This window comes from Pseudomonas sp. Pseusp49 (assembly GCF_059491875.1).
In genome coordinates this window covers 4,113,612-4,128,568 of record NZ_CP168514.1, presented here as the reverse complement: position 1 = coordinate 4,128,568, position 14,957 = coordinate 4,113,612, and the positions used below count along the sequence as shown (strand labels likewise).

The following is a 14,957-nucleotide window of genomic DNA, read 5'->3' as shown; positions in this document are numbered from 1 at the left end:
CCAGCAAGCTGGCTCCTACAGTTTCCCGTCGAGACCTTTTCAATGCCCGCAAGGTGGGGCTGGCCGGCCGCTCAAGGCGCGCCGAACAGCATCGTCCAGTAAACACCGTTGTCACTGCGGGCGTTGGCGGCGTACGCGGCACCGACCTGGGTGAACATCGGGTTCATCAGGTTGGCGCAGTGCCCGGGACTGGCGAGCCAACCGGCCATGGCCTTGCTCGGCGAGCCTTGCCCGGCGGCGATGTTTTCACCGATCTGGCGGCCACGGTAGCCGGCAGCCCTGGCGCGGTCGGCGGGCATGTCACCGTCGGGGTCCTGGTGGGCGAAATAGTTGCCGTAGGCCATGTCCTTGCTGTGATGTTGTGCGGCGGAACCCAAGGCAGCACTCCAGGACAGCGGCCGCGCGGCGGCGAAGCGCTGGCGACCACACAGGCGTGGCTTGGCCCGGGCAGCGTTGACCTGCGCCAGCAACGCCTGGGCGGCGCTACGGGGATCGGCGGTTTGCCGGTCGAGCACCGGCCGCGCCAGCACCACTTGCCACTCGCTCCCGGCGCGGCTGACGCCGATGTCGGCGTATTGGTTGTCGAGCAGTGCGGCGCAGTGCTCGTCCTGGAACATATCGAAGGCTTCTTCGGCATCCCGTGCACCCACCACGCGGATAGAGCGCACCATGGTCGCCTGATAGCCGGAAGCCTTTAACCGGTCCCGCAACCCACCGCCATAGCCAACGGGCAGGGCCAGGTTCGATTTCAGCGTCAGGGGTGACAAGCGTTGCGCGGGGCGCCGATCGCAACGTTGCGGATGGGCGCGATAGTCGTTGATGGCGTCGACCAGTTGCCGTTGCCCATCGGCGTGGGCGGGGCTGGCAAAAACGGGGAGCAGGGGAAGCAGGCACAGCGAAGCAAAGCGCAAGGCAACGACGGTTTGGCGCATGAACGGACAACTCGAATGAGATGACGACGAAAGGAGTGGGGGAAAAACGCAGGGTATGACTGGTGTCTCGACACAAGGTTCACGGCGCGAGCGAACCTGTTTGTGGCCGGAGCCGAATGTCCGACGAAGGGTAGGACTTCTGTGGGAGCGGGCTTGCTCCGGGCGGCGTTCCGACGAAGGCGGCGTGTCAGACGACATGGAGGCTACCTGACACACCGCTTTCGCGAGCAAGCCCGCTCCCACAGGTTTTGTGTACACCAGTAACCCGCAGCGGTCCTGAATCGATCAATCCATGCAGGCGTACAACAACAGCTCCACCAGCATTTCTTCCCGGGCCAGACCCGCCACGACCATGGCGGCGCGGTTAGGGTAGGACTTCTGTGGGAGCGGGCTTGCTCGCGAAGGCGGCGTGTCAGACGACATGGAGGCTACCTGACACACCGCCTTCGCGAGCAAGCCCGCTCCCACAGGTTTTGTGTACACCAGTAACCCGCTGCGGTCCTGAATCGATCAATCCACGCAGGCGTACACCACCAGCTCCACCAGTATTTCTTCCCGGGCCAGACCCGCCACGACCATGGCGGCGCGGTTAGGGTAGGACTTCTGTGGGAGCGGGCTTGCTCGCGAAGGTGGCGTGTCAGACGACATGGAGGCTACCTGACACACCGCCTTCGCGAGCAAGCCCGCTCCCACAGGTTTTGTGTACACCAGTAACCCGCTGCGGTCCTGAATCGATCAATCCACGCAGGCGTACACCACCAGCTCCACCAGCATTTCTTCCCGGGCCAGGCCTGCCACGACCATGGCGGCGCGGTTAGGGTAGGGCGCCTGGAAGTATTCGGCGTAGACCGCATTCACGGTTGCCAGGTAGCTGCGGTCAGTGACGTAGATCAACACCTGGGTGACCGCGTCCAGCGAGCTGCCGGCGGCTTGCAGGGTGTGGCGCAGGTTGTCCAGGGTCTGCCGGGTCTGCGCTTCGATGCCGCCGTTCACCACCTGGCCCTGGCGGTCGATGGGGATTTGCGCGGTGTACAGCGTGCCGTTGCCGACAATCGCCCATTCCAGTGGCGCGCGCGAGGCAAAGAGGTCGGTCTTGATCACCTGTTTCATTGATGCTTCCTGATGCGGGTTTGAGGGGTTTAACGGGCGTCGCTGCCTTCGCCGGCTCCACGGCGACGGGATTCTTCGGTGCTTTCCACCAGCACCCGTTCACCCAGTTTCTTCAACTGGGCCCAGACTTCATCATCGACCTGCAGCCCGCCCGCGGGTGTTGGCTGACTGTGTTCAAAGGACGGGGCCGCGTCTTCGGCACTCAGGCGTGGCAGGAGCGCGAAGTTCCGAGACATCAGCACGTTGATGCTTTGCTCGTCGCCCTGCGCCGGTTGCGGCAGGTCATACACGCGCAAGGACGGGCCGTTGCTCCCGGCGCTGAAGGTGGCCACCAGTTCCTGCCGGGCATCGCGCCAGTACACACAAAAATTCAAACCTTCACCGGCACAGCGCGCCAGGTAGCCCAGCAGCAGAACGCGGTTGTGGCAATGGCGGATGCGGATCAGCGCACTGCCGCCGCGCAAGGCCTTGGCCACCCCCAGTTCGATGGCCTGGGCGGCGCAGCGCAATACGCTCTGGCCATGGGCATCGAGGATCAGTTGCGTGGCGTCTTCGTAGCAGGTTTCGATGGGGCGATCGACTTCATCGTGAAGGAAGTCCAACGCCTTTTTCAGCGCACCGACACCGTCGAGGCCTTGCTGCTGCAGCCTGGCAATCATCTCGGCGGCGTCGTCGCAATCACCGGGTGCAAAACCGATGCCTTCGAAGGCCTTGCGGCAGATCACCTGGATTTCATTGAGCGATACACGCATTTCAGAGTGCTCCGGCAGCGTTGGTCAGTTCAGGCATGACGGCAAAATTCCAGTCGTCGGCGAACGGCTGGCCGATCTCGCTGACCAGCGGTGCCCCCTGGAACAGGGTGATGCGCACCCAGCGGCTGGACTTGGGGTCGAACTTGCCGGCGCCGAAGAACGCCAGCTTGCAGCGCAGCAAGTGGATCGGCAGCATGCTGCGGTCCATCAGGTTGGCGCGGATCTCCCCAAAGGCGCAGCGGGCCATGCCCTGCAGGCGACAGACCGTGCCTTTGAACTGCGGCAGCGCCAGCAGAAAGTGCGCGGTCAATTGCCGTGGGTGTTGCTCGCGATAGGTCAGCAGGGCCCGATGACAACGTTGAATGTTGTGCGCGATCCCCAACTGCATTTCTTTCTCGGCGCCTGGCTCCATGGCCCGTTCACCCAGGCGTGGTTCTTCCTTTTCCGCCGAGCGATACCAGAAAAAGTGGTTGGCCTCGGCGCCGCTCAAGTCGTAATCGAGCGCCCAGCGGTACTGGGTCTCGATGAGATCGCACAGCTCATCCAAGGGCATCTCGGCGTTCAGGCGAAACCCCTCGTTGACCGACATCTGCTCGGCCAGCGGATCGACCTGTTCGGGGTACAACTCCAACAGCAGACTGACCAGCAGTTCCTGGCAACCGGCGCCGACGCTCACTTCGGCCCAGGCTTGCAGGCGCGACCACAAACCCGCGTTGACGGACTGCTCTGCGAACCACCCGGCCAGTTGTTCGAGATCGACCAGTGTCTGCTGGTCGATGGTGCTTTGCCGTTGGTCCTCGGTGCTGGTTTGCTGCAAGTGCCGGCGGGCCCGTAGCAGCAACGCCTGAAAGCGCTGGGCATGAGGCAGGTCAGCCGCTTGCGCCACAACGTTCGCCAGTGCGGTTTCCCTGGCCCACAGCCATTGGTTGACCAGTTGCGGGTGATTGATCAGAAACGGCGCCATGCCTAACCCCGTGGAATTGCCGACCCCAAGGTAACGCTGCAGGGCAGGGTCCAGACCCACCGCCCGCTGCGGGTTGCGCGCCCGGGCCATGTGTTCGATCTGCTCGATGCTGAAATGCCGCAACAGGTACACGGTAAACATCTGGGCGCTGAAGGGTTGCGTGAAGTCTGCCGTGCCTTGCAGGCAACTGAAGTCGGCGATGCCGAACTTGCCGTTGCCGTACACCGCGGTGGTGCGATACAGGTAACCGACCTCGGCCAGTTGCCGCGGGTCTGGCTGACAGCCTTCGGCCAGCGCCTCGAGGAAACGCTCGAAGTTGCGCAGGCTGCGGTTGGCCCGCGACAGCACCAGCACTCGCGAATCAAAACGCCCGGCTTCCTGTAGCGGTACATTGCGTCGCAAGTCGGCCAACTGCTGTTCGTCGACATCACCGGCAAGCAGGACAAAACTGACGTCCCATTGATCGGCGATGACCCGGTCGCTGCGTTTTTCCGGCGGCAGGTACATCGAGAAAATCACGCAGTGATAGTGGGCACTGGCGGTGTCGATGCGGTAGATCGCCGTGCCGAAGCCCTCGGCATCCAGGTCGAAGCAGGTGCGCTGGATGCGCCACTGCTCGTTCATCATCCGCCGCATGCTGCTGCGCACGAAACTCAAGCGGCTTTGAAAGTGGCTGCCCAGCCGCTCCAGGTCCATGACCCGAGCGGCGGGCCGCAAGGCCGAGGTGGTGTCTGTGTCGGTGTGCGACATCATTGCGATTCCTGAACTGTTCATCTTCAGACTGCCTGTTCGCGAGCCATCTGCCGGGCGATGCGCAGTGCATCCCAGAGCGACGGCAGGATCAGCAGCGAAACCGGTACGGCAGTAATCACGATAAAGGATTGCAGCGCCGTGACCCCGCCCGAACCGATGGTGATCAACACCACCGCGGCCAGGCCCATGCCGATCGCCCAGAAGGCCCTCAGCCATGGTTTCGGCTTGTCATTACTGGACATTGCCATTGCCACGGTGAACGCCATCGCATCACCGTTGGTGGCCACGGAAATGAAGCTCAGGAACAGGAACAGCGCCGAGATCAGTCCACCCAGGGGCAGGTTCTGGGTCACGCCCAGCAGCAAGTCTTCGGGCTGCGCGCCGTGGGCGGTGACGATGCCCGGCGTCTGCAACTCCATGCCGATGCCGGCGCCGCCGACGATGGTGAACCAGAACATGGTCACCAGCGGTGCGATGATCGACAGGGTCATGATCACTTCGCGGATGGTCCGGCCACGGGAAATCTTCGCCACATACAGGGCGACCATCGGCGCGTAGCCAATGAACCAGCCCCAGTAGAACACCGTCCACCAGTCGAGCCATTTCGGGTCGGCGCGGAACAGGGTCATCGGAATGAACTGCTCCAGGTGCAAGGCGAACGCGGTGGGAAAGCCGCCGAGAATGAAAGCGGTGGGCCCCAGCAGCACCATGAACACCGCCAGGCCGATCATCAGCCAGACGTTGATCCCGCTGACGAACCGGATCCCCTCCAGCCCGACCAGGCAGGAGATGGTGTACATCACGGTGACCAGCACGATGGTGATGGACTGCACCACCAGGTCATTGGGAATGCCCCACACCGAGTGCAACGCACTGCTGATTTGCAGGCCGAGGAAACCGATCGGGCCGATGGTGCCGGCGACGACGGCGATGATCGAGGTGGCGTCCGCCAGGGTGCCGATCGGACCCTTGAGCGCGCGTTCACCGAACAACGGATAGAGCAGGGTACGCGGCGCCAGCGGCAGGCCTTTGTCGTAATGCAAATGCATCAGCACGATGGCCAGCAGGCTGCCCAGTACCGCCCAGGCGAGAAAGCCCCAGTGCACGAACGATTGCGCGAGCGCAACGTGTGCGGCGGCTTCGGTGTGCGGTTGCACCCCGGCGAACAGCGGTGGCGGACTGGCGAAGTGCATCATCGGTTCCGCTGCCGCCCAGAAGGCACCGCCCCCGGCGAGCAGGGCGCACATGATCACGGCGATCCAGTTGAAGGTGCTGGTATCGGGGCGCTGGTCGACGCCGCCCAGGCGTACCCGTCCGCATTTGCTGAAGCAGATGAACAGGCTCATGGCGAAGGTCGCCAGCATCAGGATCTGCCAGTACAAGCCGAAGAACTTCGTCGACCAGGCGAACAGCGTGTTCACCAGCAGCGATACACCATCGATGTCGATCAGTGCCGCGATCAGAAAGGCGCCGAGGAAGCCGCCGCTGATCAAGAACAGCGGCCAGTCGATGTCTTTTTTCGGCGGTGCAAGGTCCAGTGGCTGGACGTCGGCTTGCAGGGAGTCGGATATTTTCATGATGCCTCCAAAATACGCGCCTGGGGCTGTGCATCGCCGGTCGGGGAGATGAACGGGAGGCTATTGTTGTTATTTTTCATGCTGTCCTCACGGTGTCGATCAAGAGTCAGTTTTGCGCCGTCGTAGCGTTTTCCAGCAGGCGCAACCAGTTGAGTCCCATGATGTTGCGTACCTCGTCCTCGGCGAATCCCCGGTCGCGCAGGCCCTGGGCGATGACCGGGAAATCCCGGCTGTCGCGGAACCATTGCAACGGTGCCGGCCAGTTGGCGTTGTCCTTTGATCCTTCGCCGTAATCCTTGTCTTTGCTCCAGCGCCCGTTGCGCATCCATTCGAGCACTTGCAGGGGTTGTTGCTGGCACAGGTCGGTGCCGATGCCGATGTGTTCGACGCCCATCAATTCCGCGGTACTGGCGACCATGTCGCAGAACGATTCCAGGGTGCAGGCCGACGCTCCCTTGAGATGGAAGGGGTACGTGCTGAATCCCAGCAGGCCGCCGGACTCGGCGATACCGCGCAATACCGCGTTGGACTTGTTGCGTTTGGCCGCGTGGAAACTCGACGGGTTGGCGTGGGAGACGATCACCGGCCGGCTCGACAGTTCGATGGCTTCCAGGGTGCTGCGCTCGGCGCTGTGGGACATATCGATCAGCATCCCGACGCGGTTCATCTCACGGATCACCTGGCGGCCGAAACGGCTGATGCCATTGTCTTCGGCCTCGTAGCAACCGCTGGCCAGCAGGCTCTGGTTGTTGTAGGTGAGCTGCATGATCAGCACGCCGAGCTGGCGGAAAACCTCCACCAGGCTGATGTCGTCTTCAATCGGCGAGCAGTTCTGGAAACCGAAGAAAATCCCGACGCGGCCTTCCTGATGCGCCAGGCGAATGTCCGAAGCCTCGCGGACCGGACGAATCAGCTCGGGCCAGGTTTCGAAGCGGCGGTTCCACTCGCCGATTCGCGACAGGGTTTCCCGGGCGTTCTCGTGGTAGGCGATGGTGGCGTGCACCGCGCTCAGGCCACCTTCCTGCATCTGGCGAAAGATCGCTTCGTTCCAGTGGGAATATTGCAGGCCGTCGATCATCAATAAGTCGTGCATGCCGATCTCCCGTTCAAGGTCGCACGTAGGTGGTCTTGACCACGGTGTAGAACTCGCGGGCGTATTGCCCTTGCTCGCGTGGCCCGAAGCTGGAGGCTTTGCGGCCGCCGAACGGCACGTGGTAGTCGGTGCCGGCGGTGGGCAGGTTGACCATGACGCAACCGGTGCGGGCCCGGCGCTTGAAGTCGCTGGCATAACGCAGTGACTGGGTGATGATCCCGGCGGTGAGGCCGTATTCGGTGTCGTTCAACACGGCGAGGGCTTCTTCGTAATCGCTGACCCGGATCACACAGGCAATCGGCCCGAAGACTTCCTCGCGGTTGATGCGCATGTTGTTGTGACTGTTGATGAACAGGGCGGGGCGCATGTAGTGCCCGGCCGGTTGCAGGTTCAGCAATTGGCCGCCCTCGACCAGGGTCGCGCCTTCGTCTTCGGCCAGTTGCAGGTAATGGAGGTTCTGTTCCAGTTGTCGGGCTTCGGCCACCGGGCCGATCTGCGTGCCTTGTTGCAGGGCATGACCGACCTTCAATTGACGCATGCGCGCCACCAGCGCTTCGACGAAACGGTCATGGATGCCGTCGCAGACGATCAATCGCGAAGAGGCCGTGCACTTTTGCCCGGTGCCGAAGAAGGCGCCGTTCAACGCGCATTCCACGGCGATTTCAAGGTCGGCGTCATCGAGCACCACCAAGGCGTTCTTGCTGCCCATTTCCAGTTGGCAACGCACCAGATTACTGGCGGTGGCAACCGCGACGCGGCGACCGGTCTGCAGGGAACCGGTGAAGGTCAACGCGTCGATGTCGGCGGACTGGATCAGGCTTTCGCCGACTACTGCGCCACTGCCCATGACCAGGTTGAAGGTGCCGGCGGGCAAGGCCTGGCGGCTGATGATTTCAGTCAGGGCCCAGGCGCTGGCCGGCACCAGGTTGGCCGGCTTGAACACCACGGCGTTGCCGAAGGCCAGGGCCGGGGCAATCTTCCACGCGGCGGTGGCCATGGGGAAATTCCATGGCGTGATGATGCCGACCACGCCCACCGGTTCACGCTGGACTTCGATCTCGATGCCGGGGCGTACCGACGCGGCTGTCTCGCCCATCTGGCGCAGCACTTCAGCGGCGTAGTAGTGGAAGAACTGCGCGGAGCGATTGACCTCGCCAATGCCCTCGGCCAGCGGCTTGCCTTCTTCCCGAGAGAGCAGTTCGCCGAGTTCTTCCTTGCGCTCCATCAACTCGTTGCCGATGGCCATCAACACCTGCTGGCGCTGTTCCAGGCCGCTGGCGGCCCATTGCGGCTGGGCGTCGCGGGCGGCGGCGATGGCATCCAGCGTCTGTTCGGTGCTGGCCTGATGGTAATGGCCAATGAGGTCTTGAACATCCGAAGGGCTGTGATTGGCGATGACGCCTTGGCCTTCGCACCAGTTACCGCCGATGTAGTTTTTGCAGGGTTGCAGTGCCATGGGAACCTCCGATTGCGTTGGCCCCATCTTGAGAGTATTACTCTGCAAATAAAAATTAATAATAAATATGAAATGATAAGGAAAACTAACCGTGCTGCCTGAGCTGAAGATTACCCAACTGCGCTATTTCGTCCTGGTTGCCCAGCTGAAAAGCTTTCACGGCGCAGCAAGGCAGGCCTATCGCACGCAACCGGCGCTGTCCCTGGCTGTGCGCGAGCTGGAGCAGAAGCTCGGCCAGCCATTATTCGAAAAGGGCGGTAAAACCGAACTGACGCCATTCGGCGAGCATTGCTTGCCGCTGTTCCAGGATTTGCTGGCGCATCATGACCGCATCGCCCGCGAAGTCATCTTGCTGGCGCGGCATGAAATCGGTCAGGTGAGCATCGCGACGGTGCCGTCGGTGGCCAGTCGGTTGTTGCCGCATCTGCTCGCACGGTTTGTTGGCGAGCACCCGAAAATGCAGATCAGCATGCAGGATGGCAATGCCGACAGCGTCCAGCAGTTGTTGGCCCAGGGGCAGGTAGATTTTGCGATCAGCAGCGTGTGGACGGCGGACGAAAACATTGAGTTCGTGCCGATTCTGAGTGATCGTGTGGGCGTGGTCTGCCGTCACGATCATCCATTGGTGGCCAATGGCGAGGCCTTGCATTGGTCGAGCCTGCAAGCCTACCCACTGGTGCGCAATGGCACCTCGCGCTTGCTCGCAGGCACGGACGCGGCGGGCTTGCTGGACAGCAGTCTGCTGTTCGTCTCCAACATGATTTCGCTGATCGCGATGCTGGAAGAGGGCATCGGCATCACGACGCTGCCGTCCCTGGCGTTCCCGCAGGGCAACGAGAAACTGGTGTTCCTGCCACTGTCCGAACCACGGGTGGAGCGCCAGATCGGCATCCTGTGCCGCAAGGGGCACAGCCTGTCGCCGGCGGCAGCCGAGTTGATGGGGTTTCTCAAAGCGAACATGCAGATGGTCGAGCTGTAAGGTCAGTCTCCGAGTGGCGGCTCCGGGCTTTCTGTCGGTCGCAGCCTGAAGCGACAGACATGCCCGCCACGCACCATGCACTCGCTGTGCTCGACTTCACCGCCGCCCAATGCGCCGATCAAGGCCAGGTCCAGTTCGCAGACCACCGGATGCTCGGCGGCCAGGCGATGGAACACGCAGTTATGCGCGACGATTTCCGGCGTGTCGCCTGAGCGAAAAAACACCTCGGCTTCGTAGCCCGCCTGGTTCATGTGCTGCACGATCCTGGCTTCGTCCACGACTTGTTGCTCACGGTCCAGCGCCAGTTTGCGGCCCATGCTGCGCATCAGCGAGGCCAGGGCTTCGGGGCCGATGATGGCGGCGACTTCATCAATCAGGACGCTGGCCAGTAGCTGATAGTGGCGAGGGAATTGCTCCCGTGCGTGGTCGGTGAGCCGATACAGCTGCTCCGGGCGACGCCCCGTCGGGCGGGTATCGCCACGCAGCACCAGGCCGTCACGCTCCAGCGCCGCCAGGTGTTGGCGGATCGCCGTGCGCGTGACGGCCAGGTGTTCAGCCAGTTCGTCAATGCTCATGCCACCGGCATGGTGCAGCAGCGCATTGAGCAGGTCTTGCTGTGTTCGGCCCAGTCCTTCCAGCATGGGATGTCCTCGCGCGATATCAGAACTTGTCCGGGAATTGCTTGACCAGCGCGCCGGTCAAGGCGTCGGCCAGGGCCAGGATGTGCGTGCGCATCATCGCCCAGGTACGGGCTTCGCCCGCGTAATCATGTGCCGCGAACTCATCGATCTGGGTGATGTGGTGACCGCCATGGGCTGACAACATCGTCACCAGTGTCGCCTCAGGCAGATTGGGGTTCGCCGTGGCCAGGAACGCCGCAATCGCCTTGGCATTGCTGGTCAGCTCGGTGACGGCGGCCTGCTTGCCCTTGGCGTCCTTGGCAACGGTGGCATCGCTGTAGTGTTTCACCGCGCCCCAATGGCCGGCAAGCAACTTGAGCAGTTGATCCGCCGCCGGTTGGCCGTAGAGCGGGGCGATGCTGTTGGCGATTTTCGTGGCGTTGTCGACCACCTGATCGGCCGCGACTTTGGCCTGTTTCTGATCGGCGGATTGATTGGCCAGTGCGTAGTTTCTGATCCAGAAAATGTGTTCGACCCAAAGGTCACGCTCGGCCAGGCGCGTGGTCAGCGCGGGGCTGTCGGCAGCGGCGGGTGAAGCGGCAGGCGTCTGGCTCCAGACCGGTTGCGCACAGAAAGCCAGCAGGAGCAAAGCCAGGGTTTTGATATTCATGACGGCACCCTCTGAGAGTGGGAACGTTCGACAATATCAATATAGGCATAAAAATATGTTTTTATTGGTCGTTGGCGAATTCTCGGATTAACGGTCATATAACCTTGCACGTCTGTTCAGCTCTGAAAGGGCGCTTTTCTGTGGCGAGGGAGCTTGCTCCCGTTGGGTTGCGAAGCGACCCCAGCTCTTTATCCGAAAAGCAGGGCCTGCTGCGCAGTCCAGCGGGAGCAAGCTCCCTCGCCACAGGTGTGTGTCTGATAGAGGGTTGTTCAAGGCTGATCTACACCCCCCATCCGTCCCGCACCGCGCGCCGAATTCCGTCCAGCAACATCGCAAACGCCGGGTTGTCGTTGTTCTCACGCCAGATCAGGTGCAACTCGCTCTGCACGCCTTCGCCCAGATCGATATCGCGGAACACCACGTTCCTGAACACCACGCTGGTCGCGCAACGTGGCACCAGGGCCAGGCCCATGGCGGCGTTGACCAGTGCCAGGATGGTCAATGACGAGCCGAGCCACTGCACGTAATCCGGGGCGACGCGGGCCGAGCGCAGCATGCCGGTCAGCAGTTCGTTGAACGGCGGGTAAGCCGCGTGGGAGTACATCAGGAACGGTTGCCCATCGAGGTCCTGGACGGATACCGATTCGGCACTGGCCAGGCGGTGCGTACTCGGCACCGCCAGCACGAACGGCTCGCGCACCAGGCATTCGGTGGAGTAGCCCGGTTCCAGCAGCGGCGCCCGGGCGATGCCGAGGTCGATGCGGCGGGCGCGCAGGGCTTCGTGTTGCTGGTAGGTGTTCATCTCCGACAGGTCGATTTTGACGTGGGGCTGTTTGAGTCGCGCCTCGGCGATGACCTTGGGCAGGAACTCGTAGACCGCGCTACCGACGAAACCGATATTGACCGAACCGATGTCGCCCTCGGCGAATCGCCGGGCCGTCACGGCCGCTTGCTGGGCGCGCTCCAGCAGGTTCTGGGCTTCGATGAAGAAGGCCCGGCCGGCGGCGGTGAGCGCGACGCTGCGGGTGCTGCGGGTGAAGAGTTCGACGCCCAGGTGATGTTCCAGCAGCTGAATCTGTCGGCTGAGAGGCGGTTGGGTCATGTTCAGCCGTTCGGCGGCGCGGCGGAAATTCAGTTCGGTTGCCACGGTGGTGAAACATCGCAGTTGAGTCAGTTCGAACATTGATCTAATCCAGGTATCAATCGAATGCCAAGTTAGATTAGACGGGATCAATACTCGCGTCCATGATCGGGCCACGTCTCACGCAATGCCCAACGTCATCCCCAAAGCTATCCCTAGAGCTATCCCCAAAAAAACAATGATCGGGAGTCGCCCCTTGAATACCCTCCAGAGTCCGCCAGACCCGAATGTGCTCGCCCGCGCCGCCGCCAAGGTCAAGCGCCATGTACTGCCGCTGTTCGTGGTGATGTTCATCGTCAACTACATCGACCGGGTCAATATCGGCTTCGTGCGCAGCCACCTGGAAACCGACCTGGGCATTGGCGCCGCCGCCTACGGCCTGGGTGCAGGGCTGTTCTTTATCGGGTACGCCATCTTCGAAGTGCCGTCCAACCTGCTGCTGCAACGCTACGGTGCCCGCGCCTGGCTGACGCGCATCATGTTCACCTGGGGCGCCGCCGCGATGGCCATGGCGTTTGTCCGTGGCGAAACCAGTTTCTACGTGCTGCGCTTCATACTCGGCGCCGCCGAAGCGGGTTTTTTCCCCGGCATCATTTACTACTTCACCCAATGGCTACCGTCGACCGAGCGCGGCAAGGCGATGGCGATTTTCCTCAGCGGTTCGGCCATTGCCTCGGTGATTTCCGGTCCGGTGTCCGGTGCACTGCTCAACGTCAGCGGCTTGAGCCTGCACGGTTGGCAGTGGATGTTCCTGATCGAAGGCTTTGCATCCATCGTGCTCTGCGGGTTCGTCTGGTTCTGGCTGCAATCCCACCCACGGCAAGCCAAGTGGCTGAGCGACGAAGAGCAAACCGCGCTGATCGACGCGATCGCTCAGGAGCAACAGGCTCGCGAAGCCACGCAGGGGGTCAAACCCTCGATCTTCAAACTGCTGGCCGATCGACAGATCCTGCTGTTCTGCTTCATCTACTTTTCCATCGCCCTGACCATCTACGGTGCCACGTTCTGGCTGCCGAGCATGATCAAGAAAATGGGCAACCTCGGCGACTTCCAGGTCGGCCTGTTCAACTCGATTCCGTGGATCATTTCCATCGTCGCGATGTATGGCTTCGCGGCCATGGCCAGCAAATGGAAGCACCAACAGGCCTGGGTCGCGGTGACGCTGGTGATCGCGGCGTTCGGCATGTTCATGTCCACCACTGGCGGTCCGGTCTTTGCCTTCGTCGCCATCTGTTTTGCCGCCATCGGCTTCAAGGCCGCCTCGGCGTTGTTCTGGCCGATTCCCCAGGGCTATCTCGATGCCCGGATCGCCGCGGCGGTGATCGCCCTGATCAACTCCATCGGTAACCTCGGCGGCTTCGTCGCGCCGACCACCTTCGGGTTCCTGGAGCAGACCACCGGCTCCATCGAAGGCGGGCTCTACGGCCTGGCCGCCACTTCGCTGGTCGCCGCCATCGTGATTTTTTTCGCCCGCACCGCCCCCCGTGGCGATGCCCTCCGTGCGTTGACCGGCCAAGCGGCCGAAGGCACACCGGCAAAAAAGCCCAACAGTCATCCAGCCCTGAAAACTGATCCAGCGGGAGCCGCTTCTTGAAAATCAAACGAGTCACTGTCACGCCCATCGCCTTCCGTGATCCGCCCTTGCTCAATGCCAGCGGCATCCACGAACCCTTCGCGCTGCGCTCGATCATCGAGATCGAGAGCGACAACGGCTACATCGGCCTGGGTGAAAGTTATGGCGACGCTCCGGCGCTGGCGATCCAGCAGCAACTGCAAACGCAATTGATCGGCCTTGACCCGTTCAACCTCAATCAGTTGCGTGCCATCGTCCAGGCCACAGTGGCGGCGAACAAACCGGCGAGTATTGCCGGTGCCGAACTGGCGCCGGGCTCCCATGCCAGCAAAGCCGTGAGCAATGCTTATTCGGCTTTCGAAGTGGCGTTCCTGGATTTGCAGGCGCACTCCCTGAATGTGCCCTTGGTGGACTTGCTGGGCGGGGCCATTCGCGAGGAGATTCCGTTCAGCGCCTACCTGTTCTTCAAGTACGCGCAGCACGTCGATTCACCCTACAAGCCCGACAGTTGGGGCGAGGCCCTGACCGAAGAGCAGATCGTTGCCCAGGCGCGGCGGATGATCGAGGCCTACGGCTTCAAGAGCATCAAGCTCAAGGCCGGCACCTTGCCGCCCGAGCATGAGGTTTCGTGCATCAAGGCACTGAAGAAGGCCTTCCCCGGTTACCCGCTGCGTATTGATCCGAACGGCAACTGGTCATTGGAAACCTCGATCCGCATGGCCGAACTGCTCGGTGATGACCTGCAGTATTACGAAGACCCGACGCCGGGCCTGGAGGGCATGGCCGAACTGCACAAGCGCACCGGTTTGCCCCTGGCAACCAACATGGTGGTCACCGATTTCGACGAGTTCCGCCGCAGCGTGGCACAGAACAGCGTGCAGATTGTCCTCGCCGACCACCATTATTGGGGTGGCCTGCGCGACACGCAGGCGTTGGCGAAAATGTGCGAAACCTTTGGTCTTGGGGTGTCGATGCATTCCAATTCGCACCTGGGCATCAGCCTGATGGCCATGGCGCATGTCGCCGCTGCGGTGCCGAACCTGGATTTCGCCTGCGACACCCATTACCCCTGGCAGGAGCCCGACGAAGAAGTGATCAAGGGCGGCAAGCTGCCGATTGTCGATGGCTGCGTGAAAATCACCCGCGCCCCGGGCCTGGGGCTGGAACTTGACCACGACCAGTTGGGCAAGCTGCATGACCAATACCTGACGTGCGGCATTCGCCAACGCAATGACGTGAAGCAGATGCAGCGCTACAAACCGGAGTGGAAGGCGGTCAAACCGCGTTTTTGATCTGCAAGTCGCTCGATAACCGGTGTCGAGGGGGGCTGTTGTGGT

Annotated in this window: 13 protein-coding genes and 2 pseudogenes; 3 read left to right on the top strand and 12 right to left on the bottom strand. The window is 62.1% G+C overall.

The genetic code is table 11. From position 1 onward, the window contains the following. Positions 1 to 71: 71 nt before the first annotated feature. The 9 genes and pseudogenes from ACEN83_RS18425 to ACEN83_RS18385 form a co-directional block, all read right to left on the bottom strand. A complete protein-coding gene (locus ACEN83_RS18425; protein WP_495577991.1) occupies positions 72 to 932 on the bottom strand; it encodes a CAP domain-containing protein in 861 nt (286 codons plus the stop codon). A 285-nt stretch (positions 933 to 1,217) separates the two neighbouring features. Beyond that, positions 1,218 to 1,313: pseudogene (locus ACEN83_RS18420) on the bottom strand (RidA family protein); the annotation flags it as partial. A gap of 129 nt (positions 1,314 to 1,442) precedes the next feature. After that, positions 1,443 to 1,538: pseudogene (locus ACEN83_RS18415) on the bottom strand (RidA family protein); the annotation flags it as partial. Between the two features lie 129 nt (positions 1,539 to 1,667). Next, entirely contained in the window at positions 1,668 to 2,042 is a 375-nt protein-coding gene (locus ACEN83_RS18410; protein WP_495577990.1) for a RidA family protein, read from the bottom strand. A 29-nt stretch (positions 2,043 to 2,071) separates the two neighbouring features. Next, on the bottom strand, positions 2,072 to 2,794 hold the full coding sequence (locus tag ACEN83_RS18405) for a DUF3726 domain-containing protein (protein ID WP_495577989.1): 723 nt from the start codon (positions 2,792 to 2,794) through the stop codon (positions 2,072 to 2,074). Between the two features lies 1 nt (position 2,795). Continuing rightward, a complete protein-coding gene (locus ACEN83_RS18400) occupies positions 2,796 to 4,511 on the bottom strand; it encodes a hypothetical protein (protein WP_495577988.1) in 1,716 nt (571 codons plus the stop codon). Between the two features lie 23 nt (positions 4,512 to 4,534). Beyond that, positions 4,535 to 6,088 carry a BCCT family transporter gene (locus ACEN83_RS18395; RefSeq protein WP_116583079.1) on the bottom strand — a complete coding sequence of 518 codons (1,554 nt, stop codon included), beginning with the start codon at positions 6,086 to 6,088 and terminating at the stop codon, positions 4,535 to 4,537. A gap of 106 nt (positions 6,089 to 6,194) precedes the next feature. After that, positions 6,195 to 7,181 (bottom strand): dipeptidase, encoded by a 987-nt coding sequence (locus ACEN83_RS18390; RefSeq protein WP_495577987.1) that lies wholly within the window; start codon positions 7,179 to 7,181, stop codon positions 6,195 to 6,197. A gap of 13 nt (positions 7,182 to 7,194) precedes the next feature. Continuing rightward, entirely contained in the window at positions 7,195 to 8,637 is a 1,443-nt protein-coding gene (locus ACEN83_RS18385; protein WP_495577986.1) for an aldehyde dehydrogenase family protein, read from the bottom strand. A gap of 91 nt (positions 8,638 to 8,728) precedes the next feature. On the opposite strand from ACEN83_RS18385, the gene ACEN83_RS18380 reads away from it, so the two are divergent. Then, positions 8,729 to 9,616: a LysR family transcriptional regulator gene (locus ACEN83_RS18380; protein ID WP_495577985.1), complete on the top strand. Its 888-nt coding sequence runs from the start codon at positions 8,729 to 8,731 to the stop codon at positions 9,614 to 9,616. Positions 9,617 to 9,618: 2 nt separating this feature from the next. On the opposite strand, the gene ACEN83_RS18375 is transcribed toward ACEN83_RS18380, so the two are convergent. From ACEN83_RS18375 to ACEN83_RS18365, 3 genes are all read right to left on the bottom strand, one after another. Next, positions 9,619 to 10,257: a helix-turn-helix transcriptional regulator gene (locus ACEN83_RS18375; protein WP_116583076.1), complete on the bottom strand. Its 639-nt coding sequence runs from the start codon at positions 10,255 to 10,257 to the stop codon at positions 9,619 to 9,621. A gap of 19 nt (positions 10,258 to 10,276) precedes the next feature. Then, positions 10,277 to 10,906: a hypothetical protein gene (locus tag ACEN83_RS18370; protein ID WP_007975236.1), complete on the bottom strand. Its 630-nt coding sequence runs from the start codon at positions 10,904 to 10,906 to the stop codon at positions 10,277 to 10,279. A 280-nt stretch (positions 10,907 to 11,186) separates the two neighbouring features. Beyond that, positions 11,187 to 12,089 carry a LysR family transcriptional regulator gene (locus ACEN83_RS18365; protein ID WP_495577984.1) on the bottom strand — a complete coding sequence of 301 codons (903 nt, stop codon included), beginning with the start codon at positions 12,087 to 12,089 and terminating at the stop codon, positions 11,187 to 11,189. Between the two features lie 154 nt (positions 12,090 to 12,243). Between ACEN83_RS18365 and ACEN83_RS18360 the strand changes: the two genes are divergently transcribed. Together ACEN83_RS18360 and ACEN83_RS18355 are read left to right on the top strand one after the other, a co-directional pair. Further along, on the top strand, positions 12,244 to 13,641 hold the full coding sequence (locus ACEN83_RS18360; protein WP_495577983.1) for an MFS transporter: 1,398 nt from the start codon (positions 12,244 to 12,246) through the stop codon (positions 13,639 to 13,641). Beyond that, positions 13,638 to 14,912, top strand: a complete 1,275-nt coding sequence (locus ACEN83_RS18355) for a glucarate dehydratase family protein (RefSeq protein ID WP_495577982.1) — start codon at positions 13,638 to 13,640, stop codon at positions 14,910 to 14,912. The genes ACEN83_RS18360 and ACEN83_RS18355 overlap by 4 nt, the downstream gene beginning before the upstream one ends. Positions 14,913 to 14,957 lie beyond the last annotated feature (45 nt).

Excerpts from the sequence above, each read along its gene's own strand:
- ACEN83_RS18425 (WP_495577991.1), bottom strand. The coding sequence starts at position 932 with ATGCGCCAAACCGTCGTTGCCTTGCGCTTTGCTTCGCTGTGCCTGCTT.
- ACEN83_RS18410 (WP_495577990.1), bottom strand. The coding sequence starts at position 2,042 with ATGAAACAGGTGATCAAGACCGACCTCTTTGCCTCGCGCGCGCCACTG.
- ACEN83_RS18405 (WP_495577989.1), bottom strand. The coding sequence starts at position 2,794 with ATGCGTGTATCGCTCAATGAAATCCAGGTGATCTGCCGCAAGGCCTTC.
- ACEN83_RS18400 (WP_495577988.1), bottom strand. The coding sequence starts at position 4,511 with ATGATGTCGCACACCGACACAGACACCACCTCGGCCTTGCGGCCCGCC.
- ACEN83_RS18395 (WP_116583079.1), bottom strand. The coding sequence starts at position 6,088 with ATGAAAATATCCGACTCCCTGCAAGCCGACGTCCAGCCACTGGACCTT.
- ACEN83_RS18390 (WP_495577987.1), bottom strand. The coding sequence starts at position 7,181 with ATGCACGACTTATTGATGATCGACGGCCTGCAATATTCCCACTGGAAC.
- ACEN83_RS18385 (WP_495577986.1), bottom strand. The coding sequence starts at position 8,637 with ATGGCACTGCAACCCTGCAAAAACTACATCGGCGGTAACTGGTGCGAA.
- ACEN83_RS18375 (WP_116583076.1), bottom strand. The coding sequence starts at position 10,257 with ATGCTGGAAGGACTGGGCCGAACACAGCAAGACCTGCTCAATGCGCTG.
- ACEN83_RS18370 (WP_007975236.1), bottom strand. The coding sequence starts at position 10,906 with ATGAATATCAAAACCCTGGCTTTGCTCCTGCTGGCTTTCTGTGCGCAA.
- ACEN83_RS18365 (WP_495577984.1), bottom strand. The coding sequence starts at position 12,089 with ATGTTCGAACTGACTCAACTGCGATGTTTCACCACCGTGGCAACCGAA.